At 47.4% G+C, this 22,726-nt stretch carries 32 protein-coding genes, 1 tRNA gene and 1 pseudogene; 12 read left to right on the top strand and 22 right to left on the bottom strand.

Annotated features, from left to right (window positions below; genetic code table 11):
- Window positions 1-332: 332 nt before the first annotated feature.
- Window positions 333-406, top strand: a tRNA-Val gene (locus NDI45_RS08085).
- 170 nt (window positions 407-576) lie between these two features.
- On the top strand, window positions 577-1,677 hold the full coding sequence (locus NDI45_RS08090) for a tyrosine-type recombinase/integrase (protein ID WP_348246978.1): 1,101 nt from the start codon (window positions 577-579) through the stop codon (window positions 1,675-1,677).
- Between the two features lie 3 nt (window positions 1,678-1,680).
- On the opposite strand, the gene NDI45_RS08095 is transcribed toward NDI45_RS08090, so the two are convergent.
- The 8 genes from NDI45_RS08095 to NDI45_RS08130 form a co-directional block, all read right to left on the bottom strand.
- On the bottom strand, window positions 1,681-2,040 hold the full coding sequence (locus tag NDI45_RS08095) for a helix-turn-helix domain-containing protein (protein WP_348246979.1): 360 nt from the start codon (window positions 2,038-2,040) through the stop codon (window positions 1,681-1,683).
- Entirely contained in the window at window positions 2,033-2,557 is a 525-nt protein-coding gene (locus NDI45_RS08100) for a hypothetical protein (RefSeq protein WP_348246980.1), read from the bottom strand. Before NDI45_RS08100 ends, NDI45_RS08095 begins: the two co-directional genes overlap by 8 nt.
- Window positions 2,554-3,045, bottom strand: a complete 492-nt coding sequence (locus NDI45_RS08105) for an ASCH domain-containing protein (RefSeq protein WP_348246981.1) — start codon at window positions 3,043-3,045, stop codon at window positions 2,554-2,556. The genes NDI45_RS08100 and NDI45_RS08105 overlap by 4 nt, the downstream gene beginning before the upstream one ends.
- Window positions 3,042-3,749, bottom strand: a complete 708-nt coding sequence (locus tag NDI45_RS08110) for a hypothetical protein (protein ID WP_348246982.1) — start codon at window positions 3,747-3,749, stop codon at window positions 3,042-3,044. The genes NDI45_RS08105 and NDI45_RS08110 overlap by 4 nt, the downstream gene beginning before the upstream one ends.
- Window positions 3,750-3,763: 14 nt before the next feature.
- The gene (locus NDI45_RS08115) at window positions 3,764-3,910 is read right to left on the bottom strand and encodes a hypothetical protein (RefSeq protein WP_348246983.1); all 147 of its coding nucleotides are present in this window, start codon (window positions 3,908-3,910) and stop codon (window positions 3,764-3,766) included.
- Window positions 3,897-4,709, bottom strand: a complete 813-nt coding sequence (locus NDI45_RS08120; protein WP_348246984.1) for a hypothetical protein — start codon at window positions 4,707-4,709, stop codon at window positions 3,897-3,899. The genes NDI45_RS08115 and NDI45_RS08120 overlap by 14 nt, the downstream gene beginning before the upstream one ends.
- Window positions 4,706-5,131 (bottom strand): helix-turn-helix domain-containing protein, encoded by a 426-nt coding sequence (locus tag NDI45_RS08125; protein ID WP_348246985.1) that lies wholly within the window; start codon window positions 5,129-5,131, stop codon window positions 4,706-4,708. The genes NDI45_RS08120 and NDI45_RS08125 overlap by 4 nt, the downstream gene beginning before the upstream one ends.
- Before the next feature lie 73 nt (window positions 5,132-5,204).
- Window positions 5,205-5,468 (bottom strand): hypothetical protein, encoded by a 264-nt coding sequence (locus NDI45_RS08130; protein WP_348246986.1) that lies wholly within the window; start codon window positions 5,466-5,468, stop codon window positions 5,205-5,207.
- 154 nt (window positions 5,469-5,622) lie between these two features.
- Between NDI45_RS08130 and NDI45_RS08135 the strand changes: the two genes are divergently transcribed.
- Window positions 5,623-5,871, top strand: a complete 249-nt coding sequence (locus NDI45_RS08135; RefSeq protein ID WP_348246987.1) for a helix-turn-helix transcriptional regulator — start codon at window positions 5,623-5,625, stop codon at window positions 5,869-5,871.
- Between the two features lie 157 nt (window positions 5,872-6,028).
- Here the strand turns inward: NDI45_RS08135 and NDI45_RS08140 are convergent, their stop codons facing one another.
- The 8 genes from NDI45_RS08140 to NDI45_RS08175 all read right to left on the bottom strand — a co-directional run bounded on the left by NDI45_RS08140 (window position 6,029) and on the right by NDI45_RS08175 (window position 8,963).
- Window positions 6,029-6,295 carry a hypothetical protein gene (locus NDI45_RS08140; protein ID WP_348246988.1) on the bottom strand — a complete coding sequence of 89 codons (267 nt, stop codon included), beginning with the start codon at window positions 6,293-6,295 and terminating at the stop codon, window positions 6,029-6,031.
- Window positions 6,296-6,349: 54 nt separating this feature from the next.
- Window positions 6,350-6,802: a DUF1071 domain-containing protein gene (locus NDI45_RS08145; RefSeq protein ID WP_348246989.1), complete on the bottom strand. Its 453-nt coding sequence runs from the start codon at window positions 6,800-6,802 to the stop codon at window positions 6,350-6,352.
- Entirely contained in the window at window positions 6,786-7,301 is a 516-nt protein-coding gene (locus NDI45_RS08150; protein WP_348246990.1) for an antirestriction protein ArdA, read from the bottom strand. Before NDI45_RS08150 ends, NDI45_RS08145 begins: the two co-directional genes overlap by 17 nt.
- A 62-nt stretch (window positions 7,302-7,363) precedes the next feature.
- Complete coding sequence (locus NDI45_RS08155) at window positions 7,364-7,537, bottom strand: hypothetical protein (RefSeq protein ID WP_348246991.1); 174 nt, start codon at window positions 7,535-7,537, stop codon at window positions 7,364-7,366.
- A gap of 3 nt (window positions 7,538-7,540) precedes the next feature.
- Window positions 7,541-8,086, bottom strand: a complete 546-nt coding sequence (locus tag NDI45_RS08160; protein WP_348246992.1) for a hypothetical protein — start codon at window positions 8,084-8,086, stop codon at window positions 7,541-7,543.
- A 61-nt stretch (window positions 8,087-8,147) separates the two neighbouring features.
- Entirely contained in the window at window positions 8,148-8,420 is a 273-nt protein-coding gene (locus NDI45_RS08165) for a hypothetical protein (protein WP_348246993.1), read from the bottom strand.
- A gap of 50 nt (window positions 8,421-8,470) precedes the next feature.
- Entirely contained in the window at window positions 8,471-8,629 is a 159-nt protein-coding gene (locus NDI45_RS08170) for a hypothetical protein (RefSeq protein WP_348246994.1), read from the bottom strand.
- The gene (locus NDI45_RS08175; protein WP_348246995.1) at window positions 8,613-8,963 is read right to left on the bottom strand and encodes a hypothetical protein; all 351 of its coding nucleotides are present in this window, start codon (window positions 8,961-8,963) and stop codon (window positions 8,613-8,615) included. Before NDI45_RS08175 ends, NDI45_RS08170 begins: the two co-directional genes overlap by 17 nt.
- 102 nt (window positions 8,964-9,065) lie before the next feature.
- On the opposite strand from NDI45_RS08175, the gene NDI45_RS08180 reads away from it, so the two are divergent.
- A complete protein-coding gene (locus tag NDI45_RS08180) occupies window positions 9,066-9,299 on the top strand; it encodes a hypothetical protein (protein WP_348246996.1) in 234 nt (77 codons plus the stop codon).
- A gap of 530 nt (window positions 9,300-9,829) precedes the next feature.
- Here NDI45_RS08180 and NDI45_RS08185 read toward each other — a convergent pair.
- Complete coding sequence (locus NDI45_RS08185; protein ID WP_348246997.1) at window positions 9,830-10,591, bottom strand: lipase family protein; 762 nt, start codon at window positions 10,589-10,591, stop codon at window positions 9,830-9,832.
- A gap of 568 nt (window positions 10,592-11,159) precedes the next feature.
- Between NDI45_RS08185 and NDI45_RS08190 the strand changes: the two genes are divergently transcribed.
- Together NDI45_RS08190 and NDI45_RS08195 are read left to right on the top strand one after the other, a co-directional pair.
- A complete protein-coding gene (locus tag NDI45_RS08190) occupies window positions 11,160-11,345 on the top strand; it encodes a hypothetical protein (RefSeq protein ID WP_348247029.1) in 186 nt (61 codons plus the stop codon).
- Window positions 11,260-11,628 (top strand): annotated as a pseudogene (locus tag NDI45_RS08195) (IS1 family transposase). The gene NDI45_RS08190 and the pseudogene NDI45_RS08195 overlap by 86 nt, the downstream one beginning before the upstream one ends.
- 198 nt (window positions 11,629-11,826) lie before the next feature.
- Here NDI45_RS08195 and NDI45_RS08200 read toward each other — a convergent pair.
- The 4 genes from NDI45_RS08200 to NDI45_RS08215 all read right to left on the bottom strand — a co-directional run bounded on the left by NDI45_RS08200 (window position 11,827) and on the right by NDI45_RS08215 (window position 13,902).
- Window positions 11,827-12,351, bottom strand: coding sequence for a hypothetical protein (locus NDI45_RS08200; RefSeq protein ID WP_348246998.1), 525 nt, complete (start codon window positions 12,349-12,351; stop codon window positions 11,827-11,829).
- Window positions 12,352-12,977: 626 nt separating this feature from the next.
- Entirely contained in the window at window positions 12,978-13,148 is a 171-nt protein-coding gene (locus NDI45_RS08205) for a hypothetical protein (protein ID WP_348246999.1), read from the bottom strand.
- Window positions 13,149-13,355: 207 nt separating this feature from the next.
- Window positions 13,356-13,655, bottom strand: a complete 300-nt coding sequence (locus tag NDI45_RS08210) for a hypothetical protein (RefSeq protein ID WP_348247000.1) — start codon at window positions 13,653-13,655, stop codon at window positions 13,356-13,358.
- A 124-nt stretch (window positions 13,656-13,779) separates the two neighbouring features.
- On the bottom strand, window positions 13,780-13,902 hold the full coding sequence (locus NDI45_RS08215) for a hypothetical protein (RefSeq protein WP_348247001.1): 123 nt from the start codon (window positions 13,900-13,902) through the stop codon (window positions 13,780-13,782).
- Between the two features lie 67 nt (window positions 13,903-13,969).
- Between NDI45_RS08215 and NDI45_RS08220 the strand changes: the two genes are divergently transcribed.
- The gene (locus NDI45_RS08220; RefSeq protein WP_348247002.1) at window positions 13,970-14,557 is read left to right on the top strand and encodes a GIY-YIG nuclease family protein; all 588 of its coding nucleotides are present in this window, start codon (window positions 13,970-13,972) and stop codon (window positions 14,555-14,557) included.
- 128 nt (window positions 14,558-14,685) lie between these two features.
- Window positions 14,686-16,062 carry a 2-polyprenyl-6-methoxyphenol hydroxylase-like oxidoreductase gene (locus NDI45_RS08225; RefSeq protein WP_348247003.1) on the top strand — a complete coding sequence of 459 codons (1,377 nt, stop codon included), beginning with the start codon at window positions 14,686-14,688 and terminating at the stop codon, window positions 16,060-16,062.
- A 577-nt stretch (window positions 16,063-16,639) separates the two neighbouring features.
- Here NDI45_RS08225 and NDI45_RS08230 read toward each other — a convergent pair.
- Window positions 16,640-17,347, bottom strand: coding sequence for a type II CAAX endopeptidase family protein (locus NDI45_RS08230; protein WP_348247004.1), 708 nt, complete (start codon window positions 17,345-17,347; stop codon window positions 16,640-16,642).
- A 133-nt stretch (window positions 17,348-17,480) separates the two neighbouring features.
- Between NDI45_RS08230 and NDI45_RS08235 the strand changes: the two genes are divergently transcribed.
- The 4 genes from NDI45_RS08235 (at window position 17,481) to NDI45_RS08250 (ending at window position 22,634) form a co-directional block, all read left to right on the top strand.
- Window positions 17,481-18,623, top strand: a complete 1,143-nt coding sequence (locus NDI45_RS08235) for a hypothetical protein (RefSeq protein WP_348247005.1) — start codon at window positions 17,481-17,483, stop codon at window positions 18,621-18,623.
- Window positions 18,624-18,909: 286 nt separating this feature from the next.
- Window positions 18,910-19,206, top strand: a complete 297-nt coding sequence (locus tag NDI45_RS08240; RefSeq protein ID WP_348247006.1) for a hypothetical protein — start codon at window positions 18,910-18,912, stop codon at window positions 19,204-19,206.
- Window positions 19,207-20,046: 840 nt separating this feature from the next.
- Window positions 20,047-21,357 (top strand): hypothetical protein, encoded by a 1,311-nt coding sequence (locus NDI45_RS08245; protein ID WP_348247007.1) that lies wholly within the window; start codon window positions 20,047-20,049, stop codon window positions 21,355-21,357.
- Between the two features lie 404 nt (window positions 21,358-21,761).
- Window positions 21,762-22,634, top strand: coding sequence for a hypothetical protein (locus tag NDI45_RS08250; protein ID WP_348247008.1), 873 nt, complete (start codon window positions 21,762-21,764; stop codon window positions 22,632-22,634).
- The last annotated feature ends 92 nt before the right edge of the window (window positions 22,635-22,726 follow it).

Consider the following 22,726-nt stretch of genomic DNA (forward strand, 5'->3'; position numbering starts at 1 on the left):
CTGGGGTTTCCAGTAAATGAAAACTGTTTCAACGCACTACAACCCGTCTAGGGAAGAATTAATGGTTTAACCCTATTACCTTAACACTAATTTATGGTATGGCTTCTGTAAGATTGCGGAGTGATTTCCTCCCTGTTGGCGATCGGGTGAAGTTTTTCTTGGGATGGTTTGATCAGTGTGAGCAGTTTTACAGTTCCCTAAATCCCACAAAACGAAATTGGGAGACTTTAATCCAAAGTAGGAAGGGTTTTCTCTAGAATTAGAGGCTGGGTGAACGATCGAGGCAATATTTGCGTCTTCTACAATATCTATGCTATAGTCTGATACTGTTCGGACGCATAGCTCAGTTGGTTAGAGCACTACGTTGACATCGTAGGGGTCACTGGTTCGAGTCCAGTTGTGTCCATCACCTAAACCCTTGTTTCTATGAGGGTTTTCGGCTTTTAAAGGGGGCGACGAAATGAAGATTCGCTCGGCTCTGGTTACGCCAAATCATGCCATTTTTACGCCAAATCACGTCACAACTGGTAGAGAATTGGTAGACCAGTGGTAGACCAGATTTCGATCAGTTTGGGTATGGAGCGGTCTAAAAAGGGCGCAGTCAAAATTGAATCAGACAAAGGCTGGTTGCGTCTCAGGTGGAGTTGGAGCGGCAAGCGGTTCACATTGGCACTGGGACTTCCGGACGACTCAACGAATCGGTCGATCGCTCAACGCAAAGCGGAAATTATTCAGTCAGACATTCGACTGGAGCAGTTTGACGAAACGCTTTCCAAATACCGATCGCAACCTTCTCAGGCTGAGCGAGTAACAGCAGTTGCGTTGTTTGAGCAGTTCACTGAACACAAGCGACGGCAAATTGACCCGGCAACGCTGGCAAAGTATGTGGGGCTGATGGGGTACATAAAGCAGTTTTTTAGAAACCAATTTGCCGATCAGATCACCGAAGATCAGGCATTTCAGTTTCGCGATCGACTGCTCAAATCAATTCAGCCCGTGACGGTTTCTGAGCGACTGGGACTGCTGCGAGCTTGCTGGACCTGGGGACAAAAGCGGCGCTTAGTGCAGGTCAATCCCTGGTTAGACGTAAAGCTGAAAGTACCACCAAAGCAGCGACCTCGCCCATTTAGTAAGACGGAGTGCCAGAAAATTTTGGAGGGTTTTAGAAGCGATTCAACCTACAGTTACTATGCCGATTTTGTAGAGTTTTTACTGGCGCTAGGTTGTCGGATTGGAGAAGCGGCAGGCTTGAAATGGGGGCATCTGAGTGAAGATTGCAGCTCTCTCTGGATTGGTGAAACTTGGAGTCGGGGCAAGCAGAAGGCAACGAAAACGAACCGATCCAGAGCTTTCAAACTCTCTCCACGGATTCAACAAATGCTGTTGGAACGGAAGCCGGAGGGTGTAGAGTTAACAGATTACGTGTTCCCAGCTCCCAGGGGAGGGGCAATCGATGACCACAACTTCAGAAATCGAGCGTGGAAGCCTATTTTGAAGCAGGTTGGAGTGGAATATCGGATGCCGCGTAATTCTCGCCATTCGTTTATTAGTCGGGCTATTGCAGAGGGGCATAACCCGGCAGAAGTGGCAGAGATTGTGGGCAATTCGCCAAAAACTTTAATGCAAAACTATTTGGGAGTAGCAGGCAAGGCTCAACTGCCTGAACTGTGGGAGTAGAGCCTAACTGCTTTTGCGCTGCTGCTTTTGCTGGCTGAGAAGCTGTTTGCGACGTAGCTCGATCGCTCGTTGATGGGCTGCAGGATTGTGACGGTTGCGCTGCCAATCGCGCAGTAACTCCAGGTCAAAGATTAGCTTACTGCCTTCCCCCCAGTAGTGGATGCCCTCCTGAAACTGATCCATACGGCGATCGAGGGTTCTGATAGAGATACCCAAAAGATTGGCTGCATCCTGCTTACTTCCAGTTTCTGGCAGTGCAACATCAAGTTTTTGATTAATCTGTTCTAGTACATCTGCAATCCGCTCCTGTGAAGCGGCAAGCTTGAGGAGAGCATCAGCGAGGTTAGGGGATGGGTCAATCACGATCGCCTCCTGATGCTGCAAAACTTCCCGTGCTGCGCTCCATAAATCCGATTAGCTCCAGCTCTCTTGAACAATTGAAAATCTGCTTTCTGTAGCTCAAACTCAGTATGAAGATTGGCTGGCTTCTTGGCATATCAGAGAACTTCAAGACCTCCGCTCTTGGCTTACCTTTCCAGCCTTGGTAACAGACAGAGCAGTACCATTGCTTCTCCTGCTTGCTGAGTTGATGTTTAGGCATGGCGATCGCCCTCCTCATTGTCTTCCCGGTAAACCCGAAAGACGTTCTCCTCGTCATTCCACTTACCGCGATAAGTTGCATCTTCAGTCGATATATCAAAGGATGGGTCAGTCCCTCGTCTAGACAGTTCGCTAATCGCCGCATCGTGTCTGCCATCTGAGAGCGGGAGGTGTACTGCGTCAACTCAACTCGTAGTTTTAACGTGGGCGGCTGCTCTGGCTGCTCCTGGTCCCAGGTTGTTTTAGCCGATAGCTTGATCCATCCATCCTTGTCACTCATACTGTCCTCCCTAGCTGTTCAATGATTTCCCCCGATGCGTCCAGCAGCTTCCCTTGGCGCGACTTGAAGGGAATTGGGCTGGGCAGTGGTCTAACATCGTCTAGCCGTAGGGCAAAGCGTCCAACTTCCCAAAAGCCAACCGATCGTTCTAGCTCGGTCTGTTCCTCGATAAAGCGATCGGTCATCTTCAGGCAGCCTGTCAGATTAGATGCTGCGATGATTTGCCCATAGGTGTGCTGTGGGTGTAGGGGGTGAACATCCCTTCCTGCTTTGTCAGAGGAATCAAAGGCGAGAAACTGATTCCGATCAACGCCTGCCAGTACCAGTGCATTCCAAAAAACAGCCATTGTCTCAACGGTTGCTTTGGTCTTGGCTGCATGGATCAGTAGCTCTCCCCGATAATCCGTTGACCAGTGCCGGGTTTCGTATCTCTTTAGCCCCAACGCAATAAGTGAAGCCCAGGGTTGATGGAGTGTGATGATCTTCATGGCTTTGAAGTCTCCGTGCAGTGAGGCTTGGGCTGCTTCGTAATCGCTGCTAGAATGTCATCCCCAGAACAGCGATCGTCCACCATTGCTCGAATTCGGTGAATTTGACTGACTGGAATGTAAGTGGATCGCTTCCTGCCATCGTCCATCCAGCAGTAGTAATAGGACAGTGAGGGATTCTTGCGCTTGAGATTCCCCTTTCGTTCCTCGATCCAGCCCACCGCTTTTCCTTTAGGGGAGTATCGCCGCTTTCGCTTCCCGTCTCCCTGCTGCGGTTGTTCTGGGGATAATCGCTGGACGAGCTTCAGGTGCTTGAACTCCACCCAGGTTTTGTAGGAATGTCCCTCGTTGATACTGGCTCCGCTGCCCAGAAGGCGATCGATCGTGCCCTGGTGTGTAGTTCCGCCAGAGTGATACTGAACCACATCACCAACCTGAAACGGCAATAAATCTTCAATCGTATGGGGCTGCTCTACCCCTGCTCCACCATAGTTCGCCCAGATCACAGGCTCTATCCCCAGAACCTCGGTTCGGGTCACTACTGCTGATCCTGAGCGGGTGGCGATCGTAGTTCCTGGTTCTGGAGTCGGTGTGGTTGTTCTGGGGATAACAATCGTGAGAGAAGGTTTGTCCCAGTCCGGATCGTATCCTTCCAGGCCAGGAGGCTTGGCTGTCACATATTGGCTTGTGTCAAATAGTTCCATTGGTACTGCTCTCCCTAATTTTGCTGATTTAGGTTGAGACAGTGGGCGATGCCTTCAGAGATGAGGCGATCGTAGTTCAGCTCTGGATTCTCGTCTAGTGCCTTGCGTAGCAGCCTGTAGAGAGGGGCTGGTATCTCGGCGATGATGCTAATCATTTCCATCGGTAGATGCTCCTGTAAGGCGAATTCCTAATTCCTGGGCGCGTTGTTTTACCACAGCAGAGACTGGCTTCTGCTGGTCCTGGTAGTGCCTGATTAAACCCATCAGGCTTTCTCGTTCATCAAAAATTTCAGGCGGCGGAACGGGCGGTGGAAGATCAGTCTGTGCCGTGCGCTGCTGGTGCTTCCGATATTCTTCTTCCCAATGCGCTCTATCCCGCTCGATCACTTTGAGGGCGTAGGCTCGCTCGTTGCGAATTAATTCCGTCCCTTTAAGCCTCCGGATCACAAAATCCAAAAGCTCTCTCTCTGGGGTGGGCGGCGGGGAGAGTGAGAGATCAGAGAAAGGATCAGAGAAAAGATCTGTAGAGTTGCAGGACGCTTGCTCTGTTTGCGTTTGAGGGGTGTCTGTGCGTCCATTCGTAGACTGTGTGTTTCCGATCGTGGACAACGTGCATCCATTCGTAGACAGTGTGCGTCCATTCGTAGACACTGGCACAGGTGCATCTTCGACCGTCACACCCTTATCAGTTGGAACCCACAAATCAAGCGAACCGATAATCTCTTCTTGCAGCCAGCCTCCGGCGATTAAGGCAGCTTTCGCTTTGTAGAAGGTCGATCGCCCTATCCGAAGTTTCTTGCAGAACTGGCTAACGCTTTTGATTCTGAGTTTCCAGCCGTCACGCCGCTGCGTCTTAATGTAGTAGTACAGATAGCCTGCTGCACTGATGAATCCAGCTTTATAGTCTCTGTAGAGTGTCTCGTAACGCATCTCATAGCAGGGTTCTCGCCGCTTCTTCATGGCTCCGCCTCCACCGGCACGACAACACCTAGTCCGGCGCAGGTCGAACGAATGGCAGTTAGCTTGAGTGGGTTCGCCTCACCGAACAAATGAATCTGCTTGCGATGCTCTGGGTAGAAAGGCTGTTCTAATGCACTACGATCGAGGTCAATCCATCGGCTTGCATCAATTGCACCCTGTTGGTGTAAAACTTTCATCGCTCTGTAGAACCTAGAGCGGCTTGACCCGACTTTTTGACCAAGCTTTTTGATGCTGTTGCCGGGGTAAACTTGTTCGTGTTGGATTAAGTAGTACAGATACCCTGCTGGGATGAGCAGTCCCTTTCTGTAATCCTCATACAACGTCTTGCAAAACATCTCATAGCGAGGCTTGCGCTTTTGCCATTCTGAACAATGCGCTTCTGGTTTATTTTCTTTTGTCATAGAATTGATTTTGGTTGATTAGCCCCCATCCGTACTGGAAGGGGGTGCTTCTTTAGCAGGGTGTGTCTAGGAGTCAGGCAGAGCAGGTCTGAAGCTGCTGTAACCGCTCCAGCTTTTCTGCCACCTCCCGCGCCATTCGTGTGTCTTGGCGACGTAGTTCAAATCCTCTCAGGACTTCACTTTTCTCGATGCCCAGAGCATCAGCGATAACTCCCAAGTTGCGCTCACTAATATGGCGACGGCTGCTCCAGGCTGTGAAATTGCTGGCATCGATTCCAGTAATTGCTTGGAGGTCGATCGCGCGTGCGTAACGGATATCTTCTGCACAAAGTCTCATAGGGGTCACGAATTTTCCTGATATATGATTCCCGATCAGGCAAGGGATGATACGAAAATATTAGAAATTATACGATCGTGTTATTCAAGATTTCAAGATCCTGTTATGAATTCTCCTAAGCTGTAATTAATTAGCTGAAAATAGAATTGTTCCGATGAAGTTCTGTGAGGCATTCCGGGAGACCCTATTTAGGTTTGACATCAAGGGAACTGATTTGGCGGTAAGAGCAGGCTTAACTCCGACCCAGATCAGTAAGTTCCGGAACGGCGAGAATTTGCGGATTGATTCAGTTGAAAAAATTTTGGATGCGTTGCCAGAGGAGGCACGCAAATATATGTTGTTGCTAGTGCTGCGTCCTCTTGATTCATCCGTGCCGCTGCCAGATCCTAAGCCTCCTGCCTAATAAGCAGAGACGGATAAATGGGAATGGACGAGAAAAATCCTGTAGGCTGTTCTGGGGATAACGGAGCTTGAGGTGGAAGGCTGTGGGCGCTTACCCCAGGAGGGAACTGCTTCGCATCTGCCGCTGATTTGAATTTTCAAGGCGTAACTCTGTATTTCTAGAGCTTCACGTCCTGATGGGATATCCAACGGATAATGCTTTCTCCGCCAAGGGCTTTAACAATGTCGTCGTTGGTCTGCTGGCTCTTGGACTCCGGTTCTTTCAAGGCTTTTCTAAGGGAGGATTCTAAGCCCTGTAGAGTAGGAGGTTCCTCGCCTCGATCCTGGCGAATACGAATGATCTCTTGAGCAAGGCGGTAAGGTGTCCAGCCTAGCTCCTGCATCCTCGCCTCGTAAACTTCCTTCCGTCCCATCAGCTGATACATACCGTCTCTTTGCACTATAAAGAATAGCCTATGGGGCGGTAGGTTGTCGGTCAGTTAGTCTTTATCGTAAAGGTCTAAACCTAAACCAAATTTGGCGGCGGCTCGTCTGAATGCCATTGATTCTGCATTGCTAGAAGGATCGCCATAGCTGCCACAATCCAGTAATTCCTGTCCGCTGGCTGTCCTGGTAAAGTCCCCCTCTTGCGCGTGAATGATCAGTGAATAAGTCAGTACAATTCGATCGCCAGTCGTCTGGATGTGGGTGATCTTGCCTTCCCACCCTGGCGCGTAGTAGTCCAGCAATCGGGCGACGTGATACCAGGGAATGTAAGGAATGTAGGTGATTCTGCCGCTTCGTCTGTCCTTCTTCTCTAGCCTGCTGATAAATCGTTGGGGAATGGGTTTGGCAAGGTCATTGAGGATGGCGGCGATCGGTCGTCTGAAGGGCTGATGTCTGGCTTTGCTTTGCGTCTGGTCATGCATAGTGGGTTTATCGGATGTAGACATGAACCTTGCCACCTGCTTCGTGCGAGTAGTAGGAATTGATGAACGCATCGTTGGCGATCGCTTCCCAATCGATGTATTGGTCGAGTGTTGCCCAGTCAAATACCTGGATTCCCTCAGCCGCTTCTGCAATGTGCAAATGCTCCTGACAGAAATCCTCCTCGCTCTCAAAGGCTCCGATGTAGTAATCTTCGAATTGGTCTAAGTCTGCATCGCTGCCCAAATGAGCAAAGTACCCTTCGATCGCCGCAGCTCCGTACTGGTGGATCAGGTTGGCTGCTTGGGCGATCGTCTCCAGGTCAGAACAGCAAAGGCTGGGAAAGTTCTCAGTGTCATCAATCCGCCACTCTTCAGCATCCCAGTAAGGTGAGTGGTGAAGCATATAGTCGATCGCTAGCTGGATGTCGTCTGCCTGAATTCCCTCGAACAATTCAATCCAAACGCCTCTTAATTTGCCTCGGTTGTAGGCAGCAAGGTCACAGAAATAAATTCTTGGTGTCATCGATCTGCTTGTTGCTCTGAAGTGATGTCCGGGGCACTACTTCCGGTTAAGTGCGGCTGGTTCTACTCGTCGCCTTCGTCCTCTTCTTCCTCTTCTTCCTCAAGCTGAATCAGACGATCAATTGCGGCTTCCAGATGGATACTTGCGCTGTCTAGCTCATCTGCTAGTTCGTCATCGTGTGCCTGGTCGCGGAGTTCAACCAGGCGATCGTTAATGCGTTCAAGCTTGGTTTTCATGGCTTATTCCGTGATTGATGATTTGCCGTTTCGGGTGCTGACAATCTTTCCGGTCTTGTCAATGAGCAGGGTTTTGGAGTGGTGCCAGCCTCTGCGGTCGTCCGTGTTGGTCAAGGTGTTGCACTTCTTTAGCTCAACCTGCGCCCCATGTACCTTCCAGTGGTCATAGGCAATGAGATCCCAGCCTGCTTGCATATAGCTCTCAACAGTTCGGCGGATAGATGCGGGGGCATCGTTCCATCTGCGTTTGTTCCAGTGCGTGACCTCTGCCCGTCCTGGGCGGTTGATCAAATAGGGCGTTGTGGGGCGATTCTCGATGTGCTGCTGACAAACCTGCTGAACGATTTCGTTAATGCTTCTCATCCAGTAGGCTGCTTCTGGGTCTGTCGCACTAAGGTTTTCTTGCATCAAGTTTCTAAAGGCGATCGCCTCCTGTCCTGTACAAACCTTGAGATCGACCGAGCTTTTAAAACTCCTCACAGCCTTCGCCAATTGATGTCTGTTGCTTTGCTTGAATTCCTGGTGAATCTGCTCTAGAAAGTGCGTCATCGCTTCAACTGATGGATTTGTCGTTTGTCCGGGGCACTACTCCCGGTTAAGTGCATCGGTTCTAGAACTCGCTTGCCTCTGCCCAGTCGCAATCGTGATAGTTAAAGCGGTTTGTTTGAGGCAGAATCCATCTAATTTGCAGTGTTCCAGGACTGGTCTTGATGAGTTCCTTCAATCGCTCTAGGTAGCCTGCAAGGTACACATCATCGTCTTTCTTTGCTGGGCTGTATCCTAGTGCTGCATCGCTAGCTCCATCTAGGTAAGCTTCTGCTGTTGCCTGTTGCTGCTGCTCTGTGCGTTCTTGCTCGTGCTGAAATGAATCGAATGGTGTCATGATGGATAATTGAAAATACTTGTTTTGAGCTTCTAGAAAACGCTGGAATACTAGGCGTTGTATCTGGGGGCTTTTTTCTTGCGTTCCTGGTCGCGTCGGTAGCGTTGAATCTTACGGTGAGCTGCTTGGGCTGCTGAATGATCGAGCGGTGGGGGCGGCTGTAACATTCGCAGGATTAGGCGGTTTTCTTCACTAGGCTGCTGCTGCATTAGTTTCCTCCTGCTTCTGGAGTTGATAGGCACAGCCCAGAACTAAGCTCACCAGTTCATCAAATTCCCATACCTTCACCTCATAGGCGCAATCGGTCAGGCGATCGCCCTCGCGAATAATGGCTCGAACATGGATGCCGTAGCGATACCGCACACGCTCAACCCACCTTTTTGCCAACTCCTCAGACTCGAAACCAAAGTAGGCACACTGGATTTTGTCTTTCCGCCCACCTTTGCCCGGTTTCTTCAACGCTCGATAACAAACAGACAAACGGGGATGGATATTCAGCATCGAATACCCGTCTTTTAGCACTGCAACTTTAGACCGAATCATGCTCAAAACCTTTAGTTCATCTGAACTAATTATAGTGCTATAAAACTGTAAAACACAAGTCAAATGTACTATAATTTAAGAAGGAAATTGAGGGGGGAAACGATGACCAGCCGCCGATTTTACACACGCGAGATCCAGGGCGAACTACTGTGCCAGCTCTGCCTGCGTCGCTCTTGTGATGCTTCGATCGCCCAGCAATGGCTGCTGAAATATGGGGTGAATGTGAGGTTTAGATTCACCCGCGATCGCTGGTATTGCTCGGATGTATGGCTGTGTGAAACTGAACAGCAACGCAGGCTGGCGGAAAGACTGACGTGCCACTGTGGTAAGAACTAGGGCGGCTCTGCCACCCGCCCCGCAAAGCGGGGCAACCCCAAGGGACTACACGGCTGACCAATAGCCTATGTCTACTGGTTCGGGGGCGGTGGGTGGGGGAGTGGGGCGGGTGCTGTGGCGAGGATTTAATTGCATTTAAAGCCAGCGCAGCGTGCCGCAGAATAAGCGGGTAAGCTGAACAACACTTCACAAGCAACCTCCCGAAGGGGCGGCAATAACACAGAAGCGAAGCCGACCTCAATGAAACTGGTATCTGGTAATCTATTGGCTGTAAGGATTATGGAGTCTTGGGAGAGAAGCTAGACTTCGATCGCAGTCACTCTGATTCAGGACAATATCTCTACGGCTCTCCTGGCACTTCTGACAAGGTGAGTTTGCTGGTGGGGCGATCGCCTTAAGCCAATAAAAATGCCCCCTTATGAATTGGAGGCGGTTTACTAAAAAAGTTTGGATTGCTTGTCGTGATGATACAAGCCTTTCTATAAAACCAAGGTGCAGCGAGCATAAGGAACCGCCCAGCCATTGCTAGGCTAACCTTTGGCGTCGAACTGTCTGAGATTATCGATATAGCGATCGATCGCGTGATCCTTGAATCGTTGACTAATGAAGTTGAGGCTAAACCGTTGCCCAATTCGGACCTCTTTGTCTACAGCCCGATAGCCCTGCCACGGTCGCGGTAGTTCTGGTACAAGATCCATGCCGTTAACAATCCGATAGCTATCGGGAACTCGGCGGTTATAGGAATCTCGAAATCCGTCATTCCCCACTTTAGGTGCGCCATAGGTGTAGGCTTCGATAGTGACCTTATCGGAGAAATTGTACTGAATATCGACAGCACACAAGGTTGCCAGTGCGCCTCCTAAACTATGTCCCGTTGCAACCACACTAGATACCGTGCTCTTTTTGATATAGTCGTGAATTCGATCTCGTACTGAAAAATAAGCAGCGATAAACCCGCTGTGCATGAGTGCTCTGGAAGCACTGGGACCACTGTAGGGATAGGTTTTTCCCTGGGGTTGAACAATCAACTCACGAATTACGTTTTGGTCAAACTGGGCACGCTCTAATCTAGTATTGAAATCCGTTTCCCAGTCCTCGGATGATTGACTGCCTCGAAATACAATGGTAGCTGCCGTTCCTTCTGTAAGAATCGCGCACTGAGTATCTGTATTTGGCTCATCGATCAAGATTGGTTTTACTGTGATGCTATCAAAGCGAACGCCTTGAAAGTTTTCATAAACCTTTTGACAAAAAATGGCATATTTTACAGCTTTTGAATAATCGATTGGCATAATAATCCTTTGCGCTAATTCGGCAGTTTGATAGGACTGATTACGATAAAGACCAGTCGATTTCCGGAAATCCATATATTAACCTTACCTTCTCCAATGCAATTTAACAGAGATAAAGTAATAGCTTGTATAAAAGTCTTCTAGTGTAGGCGTTGTAGTATTTTAAGCTCTGTATAGAAATTGTTCCTGGATTAGCATTTTCACCGCTATAGCCCCAATAGGTACCATCGCAAATAAGATAGATCTAAAGTGAGAAAGTTTTACGCTCGGATGAGTTTAATCTTTTGTAAATCAACCGTGTAGTGATGGTAAAAAAACCAATTGCTCTATGCCTAATGCACGGGCGAAAGACTGTGCCTGTTAAGAAACTGAGTCGGGCAAAGCCGGACGAATCCGCTTTTCCAATATGTCCGCCTCGAAGCCGATCGTTTGATTTCTAACGTGCCTTACGCCAAGTCAGCAGTCCAGGTGGAAAAGTGAACCATTGGACAATCGAGCGTCCGTTTAGCGTTAGAAGGATTATTAGCTTGGGCGATCGTGTCTGGAATCGTCTAAGGATTCATTGAAGTTGGTGAAACAACCGTCGCTGGAACAATTGCCACAACCGGAAGTGGTCGAAGCCCTCGTGCAGCGCATTGATGAGGCAGAGATGGATGAAATGTGGGGTTTTGTCGGCAAGGAAAAAACAGGAATGCTGGTTATGGTATGCGATCGATCATGCCAGCGGAAAAGTGCTGGCTCATGTGTTGGCTGACCACACAGATGCAGTGTTGCGATCGTTGATGCAGTGTTAACGCATGCCTGGCATCCAGCAGTTTTACACCGATGGTTAGGGCGGTTATGCTTGGTTACTGGATGAAGAACGGCATGAGGTCGGTAAGCATTACACTCAGAAGATTGAGCGGAAACACTTAACCCTACGAACTCAGATTAAGCGATTAGCACGCAAAACAATCCGTTTCTCAAAGTCGGAGTGGATGCACGACATTGGGATTGGGCTATTTGTGAACCGCTATGATTTCGGTCTTTCCATCTAAATCTTCCACAGGTCTAGAACACTACCGGCGCGCACGGACACACCGGCAGCCTGGTAGAGCGCAACTCGCTTCAGGATTGTGTCGCAAAAAATTCTAAAAGCGTTATGAGTGGAGTTGAAGTATAAATACTACAACATTACAAGTAGTGCCTCAGAAAATTTTTGCGACACGCCGGGAAGAGAGGTAGTCCTGCTTACCTTACCACCCAAAACCATACCAGAAATCGTTTCTAGTCCAATCTCTAGTATTTCTTGGATTCATCAGATCGATGTCTATACGGTGACCATTGGTCCACCATGTTCTTTTAACTTGTTGTCCATCTGGAATGATTCCGCTCCTTCCGTCGTTGGTGTACCAGTTCCAGGTACTAGGAGTATTTTGAACAACTACCCATCCATATTGATTAGCAGAAATGTTCTTCCACAGAAGGAATACATATCTTGCCCTGTCGTCCGGTAAACTTTCCCAGTACCACTTGTCATCCCAGATATAGCTTCTGTCGCATTGATTAGAAACTGAATTTGCAATCTGATTTAAAGCGTCTACGTTTAGAGTATCAATTTTTTGATAGAAAAACTTTACTTGTTCATCTCCTACTCGGTAGCAGCCTGGTGTTATGCTGGGTGGACCTGAATCAATGGCTGAAGATGAAGCGGGGTTTTGTGCAGCTAAGAAGTTAAGTATGATGCTTCCAGCTAATGTAACTAATTTTCCAGAAATCATAATTCACCTCAATGATTGCAAGATGAATCCGAACAAACCAAGCTGTGACTGCTGGTCATGCTGGTTTAATTAGTCTTTCAGCAAACTCCAATGAACCTCAAGAGCAACAGCCCAAAGGCGTAATCAGTAGAGACGCTTATGCTAGATAAATGCTAAGGTTCGTTGCGAAAGTAAGGTCGGTAAAGTAAATTTCGTGATCTTATCTCTTCCTGCACTTTCTAGTGCTGAGGCTGAAAGAAGAGTAAGGTCTTTGATAATTCCAGCGTTATTCGCAAGAAGCTTACTTGTTATTCAGACAACTTCTTGAAGTTGACACTTTTAATTTATAACCCTTTTTGAAAGAACGTGCAATGTGTTACTTACGCTTAAACCTTAAAAAATATAAAGACGTGTAATATGCAACTTAGTGGCTTTTCTAGCCACAACTTCTGATTGGTAAAAACTTCGAGTGCAATCATAACTCTCTTTTGTTACTCCAGGCAGAGGAAAGGAGTTGCTGTAAATACAACCAGTGAATTCAGGGACAGTAAAACTCTGGCACCGGCTCAACTCCCCACCCTGCTGTCGTCGCCACTCCAGATAGGCTTCCAGGTACGCTCACGCCTCTCGACTCAATAGCACCTGGCTCACGTTCTGTCACTTGGATCGATGCACGTCAAAATCTTGCCGTTCCAATGCTCGACATTGAGAGCAGACGTTTCCGAGGCTTGCAGTCCATGACTCAGCACCGCTACGATCGCCCGATCGCGTACCCTTGTCTGATCATCAAATTTCAGCACTTCCCATAGCTGGCTCACATCCTCCGTCTCCAGATGATCCTCCTGGGGTTCCTCTTGTCGCTATTGCCGCTCAAACTCCTCCAAATCTCCCAAATCAATCGGTTTCAACGGATTAAATAGCCTACACACCAGGCGATCGCTCTCAGCTTCGAGGGGGAAACACGCTTTACAGCAAAAAAAGCGCCGAGGCGCGAAGCCCCAGCGCAAAGAGCAAACTAAACCAAACTACGGCTCAAGCCGCAACCTTGAACCGCGTGACGGAAAGCCAAGCCGCACTGCCCCTGGAGGCACAGTGCAAGGCACAGAAGCCACAAACCGAGCCGGACCGGAAGACACACAGCGAACTAACACTGAGTAACCGACAACCTGCGCCCACCGGACACAAAACTCGCGCGGCTGCGACTCAAACCACACCTCAGCCACAAAACCTGTGAAAGAGCGGTCAGACTCCCGCCAGAAGCACTCGACTGCGCCAAACTCAGCAGCCAAAGCAGAAACAAAAGCAAAAGGAACAGAACGCTGCATAACAAAGCACCACGTAACAACCCTAAATGAAAGCGAAGGGAGTCAAGTGTTTCTGAGCCACCCAGCTTCTGAAAATGTCGCAACATCTGAGAGGTCAGCAAGAGCTGTGCCCTTGACCCCGTAGCTACACTAGAAAACCCTGCGTGGTGCGATCGCCGCTATTTGTTCGTAGGCAGGTTAAACCAGGAGGATAAGCATTCTGAGCAGTCATGCCTTCTTTTGCTAATACAATTTCATATCCAGTCATCCCTTCCTGCCATCAATCGCTTCTACCCGTGATATCCTGACTCAGCAAAAGGTGGTGGAGGCAAGTTATGAGCGAAGCAGAACAAATGTCATTGTTTGAAGCAATGGATAGTTCCACCAGCCGCTTTGTCAGACAGCCTAAACCTTTGAGGATTAGTGCGATCGCCCTTCAGGAATGGAAGCAGCGCATCTACGAGTATCAGACCCAGGTTCGTGCCACTCCGCCCCAGGCTGAAGTTAATCTGTTTGGTGAGCCTATTGAATTACCAGTAGCCGATCGCCTTGACCCTTTCACCATGCGGCAGCAAAACATTGAGTTCTGGCGGTGGAAGAACAGCGACCAAGGAACGGCTGCCCTGTATTTTGTGATTGACTACGAGCTGCCTATCCTGCTGTACGTGGGTGAAACCGTTAAGTCTGGGCAGCGTTGGAAGGGAGAGCATGGCTGCAAATGGTATTTGGATCACTACTGCTCCGCTAACTCTTTGCACAAGATCAAGACTGCGATCGGCATTGCCTTCTGGTCACAAGCACCGGCTGCGACTCGTCCCCGGCAGCAAATTGAATCCGATTTGATTTATAAGTGGCGATCGCCCTTCAATAAGGAAAACTGGACGTTCTGGGGTACACCGTTTGTTCCACTAAAGCAGGGGTAGTCAAAACAGAGAATGAGGTAGGCGATCGGTTCTACCTTAGCTGTTGGTTCTAGCAAATAGGACAGAGAACATTACGCTAGGATTGAATTAGGATTTTCCTTTAAGCCAGAGCAATTCTATTCCCGCTTATGTCTGGTTTCCAATTTCCTTCCCCAATCCCAAATACTCTTGAGTCTCGCCAAGCTAATCGTCATGCAGTTGTCCTTGGCGGTAGCATTGCAGGATTGCTTGCCGCACGTGTATTGCTGGATCACTTTGATCGGGTAACGCTCCTAGAGCGAGATCAGTTTCCCATGCAACCTGCTAGCAGACCTGGTGTTCCTCAAGGGCAGCATGTGCATGGTTTACTTCTGCAAGGGCAACAAATTCTTGAGCAGCTTTTTCCTGGGCTGGTTGAGGATTTGATTGAGGCAGGTGCAATTTCACTGGACTGGATTGCAGATTGGAAATTCTTTAGCATGGAAGGCTGGCTCGAGCAGCATGCTTCTGGCCTGCGGGGGATATGCTGTAGCCGCTTGCTGTTGGAATGGTATTTGCGGCAGCGACTTCTGGACAATGACCGCTTTCACTTACAACCCGGTTGCTCTGCCCAAGGTCTCGTCTTCGAATCACAGCCAACTCCCAGGGTTACTGGGGTCATGCTGCGAACGGCTGTAGAAACATCTGACAAGCCATCGATCGCTGCTGATCTCGTTGTTGATGCCACCGGACGTCACTCGAAGTTGCCTCAGTGGCTAGCAGCATTGGGCTACGAAAAGCCACCGGAAACTCAAGTCAACTCGTTTCTTGGTTATGCTAGCCGTTGGTACCGTCGACCAAACGATGCCGTTGCTCAGGGTGTCATCATTGCATCAAAACCCGGTGAATGCAAAAGAGGTGGGGTGATCTATCCCGTAGAGGGGAACTGCTGGATTGTCACGCTTTCAGGAATTGCAGGAGACCATCCGCCCAGTGACGAAGCAGGTTTTATGGAGTTTGCTCAAAGTTTGCGTCACCCCATGTTGTATGACCTCCTGCAAACTGCCGAACCTTGTTCAGCAATCCATTGCTACCGTCGCACTGAGAATCAATGGCGACATTATGAGCAGTTACTAGCGATGCCCAGGGGAGTAGTTGCTTTGGGTGATGCCGTTTGCTGTTTCAACCCGATTTACGGGCAGGGAATGACAGCAGCAGCATTGGGAGCAATAACGCTGAAACAGTGCTTACAAGACAACCAAACCCGTCCGCAGAGTCATTGGGAGAAGCACTTTCAAGGGCAACTGGCAAAAGCATTGAATACCCCCTGGCTGATGGCGACCGGAGAAGACTTTCGCTGGTCCACGACAGAGGGAAAGCGACCGGGATGGGTGGCAAGACAGCTTCAGGGCTATTTCGATCGGATTTTGCAGCTCTCGCTGACAAGTGCTGAAACACATCGTGCTTTTATTCAAGTCGCGCATCTCGTTAAACCCCCTACAGTTTTGTTTAAGCCTGCAATCTTGTGGCAAGCTTTAACGCAATAGTGCAGAATTTCTCAATTGACGAGACTTGGACTCTGCATCTTTTGGAGCTGGAGTCTGATGGCTGTCTTGATTTGGTGGCGATTAGCCTTTAGGAGAAACCGCTTCGCATCGCCCTTTAACCAAGAGAACTGGGTGTTCTGGGGTACTCCGTTTGTTCCGCCGAAGCAGGGGTAGAAGGGGGAGGCGATCGGGCTTCACTTTAGCCGTGAGTCTTTCGGTAAGCAAAGCAGGGAATACAACAGATTATTGAGAGTGGTTAAATTCGGCAGTGTTTGCTAACAAGCTAAACTTTCATGCCAGCACTCTGGATTCCGTCTAATCCCGTTTCTGAGATCTTAAGCAGAATGGGAGGCGAAAACAGAGTGAAGAAACGCTGAAGAATTCGGGTTAGTTGCCGAGATCAGGAGTATTATACGGAAAATTCGTCGAGCTAATGTCTGATTTGGGGGATTAGACAGAATTGATTCGGGCTAATTGCCTCTATAGGGTAGATAGCCCGAATTAATTCCGCCTAATTACATGGTTAGCCCGCCATTTGCGTTTTTTAAAAGTTCGTGTATCAAGTATTAATTCGGGGTTAAGCAAAGCTGCTCTTTGATACAAATAGAAGATGCCAACCAATCAGAGCAATCGCCAGATCTGCCAATAAATGACTAATGTAACATGACCATAAAGAGCCGTAGGTTAAATAGCACCATGCCCAAACAACACCAGCCGTGAAAACACCAAAAGCGCCTACAACAGTAACAAGCCAGTTTCCTGTGTATGCTATTAAAGCAATAACGTGATGTAGCGTGAAGCATAAGGCAGCAAAATAAAAAGCTTTGTTTTTAGGAAACATAACCTCGCATTGACGGCATACAAACCATCGCCAGATGTATTCTTCAAATAGAGAGTTGATGACTGTAAAGTAAAAAGCACTAAATAGGTAAATGATGGGACGGGCAAGTCCTATTTGTTCTGCTTTTGATTGAACATCAGTAGGATTGATCCACTCTTGCCCCACAAGCCAATAAGCGCTGAGAATGATCCCAAACATAAGAGTTCCTAGAATCATCCCAATTAGATATTGTTGTTTTGAGGGTAAGGATACGACAAGTTTGCCTTTATCAACTCGGAAAAACCATATTAATGGTGTTGCTAGCATCAAAACTCTTGTCAGGATGAAGAAAAGTTGCCCTACTGTGCCTGGTACAAATAATCTGGCGACGATACCGAGGTTAGCAGCAGAGACAATTAAGAAAACAGCAATTCCTGCATTATGACGAGGAGAGCAATTGAACATCGCGGTATTGGATTACTATTGTGAGTTACGAGTGAATCCAAAAATTAAGTTTCATAAATTCTAATTCAATTACTATAAGTTGATCTCCGCACTGCAATCACTAGTTGACTACACCTGTAATATTTGGATAAGTATGACAATCATCAAATCGTTGCGAAAACGTAATCTTTATCGTTTTGATCCTATTGCATACATACTACTTGAAAAGTTTCATCTTTCTCCTCTTACATTTGGGTTGATTTCCATTACAAGCGGTACTGGGCTTTATTTTCTTACTGCTTGGATAAGTGGTACGTTGTGGTCTAAGCCAGGTCAGATGGGATTACTTCAGGATTGGTTTCCCTGGATATGGGTACTACTCATCGCCCCTGTTGTACTAAGTTATTATTTATGGAGTTTTCAAGCAATCGACAAGGTAATTCAGGATCTTGAAGCATCCGATGTATTAAGGATTAATGAATCAGAAATTGAGGAAATTAACCAAATTGCTTTCAGCGGTTATAAACCGAAATGGCGTAAATTTTTAGCACTTAGTAGCGCTGCTATTTTTAGTATTTTTGTCTGCATCACTCGGTTTGAATTAAAGAATAGCTGGACTAGCTCACATCCACTGACAATTCTGATGATCACAGTTGTTACTTTCATAGTGGTTTATATGGGCAGCGTTCTAGTCCTCAATCTCATTACTAATATATGGATTCTGCATTGCATCCTTAAAAGGGAATTAGAACAAAGAGAGTTTAACGTTAACCCTCTTCATCCTGATCGTTGTGGAGGACTTCGATCTCTTAGCGATTACGCACTCAAAACCGCTTATCTAATTGCCGTTTTAGGAATTATGGTTGGCTCCATTGAGTATCAGTTTATTGCACGAGGCGTTGGACAGAACTATTGGTTTGTTCACTTAATTATTCCTCTAGATATTGTCCTGTCAGTAGTATGCTTTTTCGGTCCTTTAATAGCCGCTCACAGAGGCATGAGAAGAGCAAAGGAGGAACTCTTGCGCGAAATTGCGAAACAGTTCCAAGCAGATTATTCGCAAATTCACTCAAGCCTAACTGGCGATGCAGCAACCCTCAAACAAGGGGCTGAGAAGATTAAAGAGCTTCAAGCTTTTTACACACTAACTAATGAATTTCCAGTTTGGCCATTTGACGTTCAAACTTTTCGTCGGTTTTTGCTGACTGTACCTGCTCCTCTCCTTCCTCTTCTAATTGGTATTGTTAAAAAATTGATAGAGACATTTCTTAAAAAATGGGGCATTGAGCTTGGCTAGAAGGTCGCCAATGGTGGTGTGCACATTGCAGTTGAATAAGCTCAATAACGGCGAGTGATACAGCGATTTTCAGATAGGTAAGCCATAGGTGCAGTACCAAGCAGTAATTTTTCTCGGCTGATGGTGTGGCTTATTCGAGCGACAACCGCTGTAAGTTCTACGGGCTAACACTTCACGGCAGCGGACGGACGAAAGCCGCTGGTAATGAGTTCGAGGTTACTTGCCGTCGCTGATTTGAGTCGTTAGCTGCTTCCGCCGATGAAGCACTTGGTTTTATACTGTTCCCATGACGCCTGAAGAAATCAAAAACTTTGTTGAAGCAAACTTCACCGACATCGTATCTGAGCAGCGAAATAATCCGGATGGATGGTCGTTCTACTTCAAAGAGGTACGTAAAGGAACGAATTCAAGCCGGATCGCGCGCGCAGTTCAAGCTAACGAGGGCAGTCCAACCCGTTTCAAGCTTGCCGTGAGCGCGAGGCTCAATCCAAATGGGGAAGCTGAGATTATCGACCCTAACGAACAACAGGTTCGCGAGTTGTTTGAGCATGAACTTGAACTCTGGGTGGAACATTTCCAGTAGTACAACCCGCCTATAAAGTTCATCACCTCTGCCTCAGTCCCGTCCCCCATAAAGGGCATGCACCCGACCGCCGATACGCTGCTTCTCAAATTCCAATAATCGTTCGGGGCGGCGGGTTCAACTGGCAGATCATCATTAGGCAATTAGGAGAAGGGGAATCGCTTCATTTTTCTGTAACCGCTTCTGAATTCCTTCTAGTCATTGCCCAATGTACTAACTCATCACAGGGCCTTTCTGGTTTTGAGTTTCTCTAACACTGAACCTGATGGGACTGTAGACTAGTCGTGGATAATGGCCCTTATCACCAGCTTGTTGATAATTAGCACTCCACGCGCTAAGGCACTTTCAGGGTGAAAGAAATTAAATTTAACTGATGAGTATTTATGCTTGCTAAAAATCTAATTTCTTAGGAGCCTGTACGCTTGGTGGACAGCAAGAACAAGTTTGTGTGGTGAGCAAATCATGAATAGTTTGTTAGACCGTCGAGTGAAAAATCTTCAAATATAGAGTGAAATCGCTCCAAACAGTTAGATTAGAAGTTTAACTTGCTTATATCTTTAGTAAAAGAAACGCAATCATTGCAGTAATATCTACTTCGTAGTGGATAAAGAAGCTAGACATTTTATTGCTGTCATTAACATAGATTATCTGATTAGATTTCTTATAGGAAAATAGATCTAGATATAGCAAGACTTGTCCTTGCAAAACTGTAAGCTGGCAAACGCACTTGAACCGGCTGCTAAGGGCTTGTGGTGTGACTGTTGAGGTCATCACTTCAAGCTGTCTATCACCATGCAGAACTATTTCACTAATGTTTTCTGATTCTGTAGGTATTTAATAATGAAGAATTTTTTTTCAATTTTGTTTAAGTTCTTAAATCAGACTAGAGTTGAATTCTCCAATCGATTCAGCCGTTTTCAACGAACTGCTACCATTGCAGTTCTCACTTTTGCGCTGATTTTGACTTCCCAGCAGGTTCGGGCATTTAATCTTTTTGATGAGATTAATAATTGCTTCAGTGGTGGCTGTGATCCTACTAGAACAGAAGTTTGGCAAAGCGTTGCTGATCGAGTGGAAGAAGTGGGTGAAGTAATTGAGAGCGTAAGCTGGGAAGAAATTGCTGAATACTACAACAATCCAAGATCTGCTTACCGTGCCCTCTGGGGTGAGCTTGCCAACCTTACAGATACGGCACTTAACGGTGTTATTAGACGCAATTTTGGTCATGTGACTAACAAATCGGAATTGCAACGTGCGCTTGAAAGCCAAGGTATTGTTATTTATGGACATGAGATCAGTCAAGATGACTATCTAATAGCTACAAGCGCTACTGCAGCCTCTATAGCTACATCAAATCCAGCTCCTCTTATTCAGTATTTCCTAAAACTTGCGAACAGCAGCTATAACGAGATGCTTCTGAATTTACAGAGAGCGGTTGAACAAGCTTCCACACGTTTTGAAGGGCAATATACAGCAGAACTTCAACGTTTAAGGCAATCTCTTACCCCACAATTTATTGCAACTGCTTTAGCAACTTATGTCACCACTGGTGAAATTCCTCAAGCCTCTTTCAACATAGATTTGTCTAGAGCTGATGTCCGATTCGGTATTCTGACTTACAGCCGCGGTGAACGATACCCCGGTGGAATATTTGTAACTCCAAATACACACCAGCCTTACATTATTATTACACCACCTGGGCTAGGCATCAGAATTGAACAAACGGTCGCAAATCACATAGTTCCAGGGGAGATAATTGCACCTTCTAGTGCATTTAGAATTCGTAATAGGTGGCATCCTAATTGTCTCGCTAGCATTGGCAACAGCCAGGCAATTGATAATCCTGTTGTCATGGGTGCATGTGGTCAATCAAATGCTGAATGGCGCTGGGATGGTCAGCAAATTCGAAACGGTTGGCATCCTAATTGTCTCGCTAGCATTGGCAACAGCCAGGCAATTGATAATCCTGTTGTCATGGGTGCATGTGGTCAATCAAATGCTGAATGGCGCTGGGATGGTCAGCAAATTCGAAACGGTTGGCATCCTAATTGTCTCGCTAGCATTGGCAACAGCCAGGCAATTGATAATCCTGTTGTCATGGGTGCATGTGGTCAATCAAATGCTGAATGGTACACTGAGGTAATTCAATAGAATCTTAGATGCTTCTAACAACATTGGTCTAACAATCGCCAGCTAACCCTTGCGTGTACCGGACGAACGGGCAATTTTTGACTTCGTTTTAATGCTACCTGCCGCTGGTGATGCTGGTTGTTGGACAGACAAAATGGGCGTTGCTGAATCGGGATATGAAGGGTGCAAATTCAGCTTCTGTATCGCCCCCTAAATCCCCCAATGCTGAGGGACTTTGAATCCTGGTTCCCCCCAACTTTAGGTGGCTAGGGGGGCGTATCATACTCAAATTCAGCAACGCCACAAAATGTTGTAGATAGTTCAATTAAGCAAAGATGCATTAAGGATTATCAAATTTTCCTTAATGCACAAGCAGAAAGCGATTTCTGATACGTATCTAGAATCGTGAGAACTGTTAGGAGTGTATGGGAACCATGCAAATTACTGATCCCCCAAAGCGGCTGGACACACACATCTTGCGCTCTTATTCTACGCTTCGCTGGTGCATGTGTATCTTTGGCTTTATGCTACCATTACTGCTCGTGCTGGGTGGGATAAATAGCCTCTGGTGGATTCCGGCTCCGCTGGAAATACAGAACTCTCTTAGCGCTTACTATCACGCTGGGTCTATGTGCACAGCGTTCGAAGGAGTCTATCGAGACCTCTTTGTGGGCATTCTTGCCGCTATTAGCTTTTGTTTAATTATCTATACAGGTTTCGGCAAGTTGGAGAACTGGCTGCTTAACATCGCTGGTATATGTCTTGCCGGCGTTGCTTTCTTCCCAACAGACTGGCCTGAACCACAAGTGCTGTCGGCATGCCAGGTAACACAGGGCTTTGTGACTTTCACTTCCAGCAGGTTGCTGGGGCTGCCTGTCTCTATCCATTTCGCATCAGCTCTCGCCTTCTTCCTCATGATCACATTGGTCAACGTATTCACAGCATTGAATACCGTTAAGCTTATTGAAAATGCAAGGAAGCGGAACTTTTGGGAAAAGCTCTTTAGTGTCGCCAGATTTTTGATGCCGATCTCGCTGGGGCTTGTGCTGCTGCTGAGGATCGTTACAGGGACAAGCATCATCGGCGACCGCATTGTCCTGTGGCTGGAGTGTGCAGGCATCTGGGCATTCTCCTTCTACTGGCTGCTCAAGAGCATCGAGATCCTGAACACGAAGGTCGATGTAGATGTGATCAACGGCAATGTACAATGGGCATCTTCTTCGTCTGGTGATGAACTCGACAGAAAAGAATTGCAGTACCGCAGGCGTCATTTAGTCAAGCGTCATCGAGCTAAGTGAAATAAGCTACCAGGACAAAATCATAGGGTTTTGCATCAGCCCAACAAGCGCGTGCACGCGGAACGGAGATTGTCGCTATTGACTAGGATGCA

The sequence above is a fragment of the Leptolyngbya sp. GB1-A1 genome (assembly GCF_039962475.1).
Classification (GTDB): Bacteria; Cyanobacteriota; Cyanobacteriia; order Elainellales; family Elainellaceae; genus Leptolyngbya_A.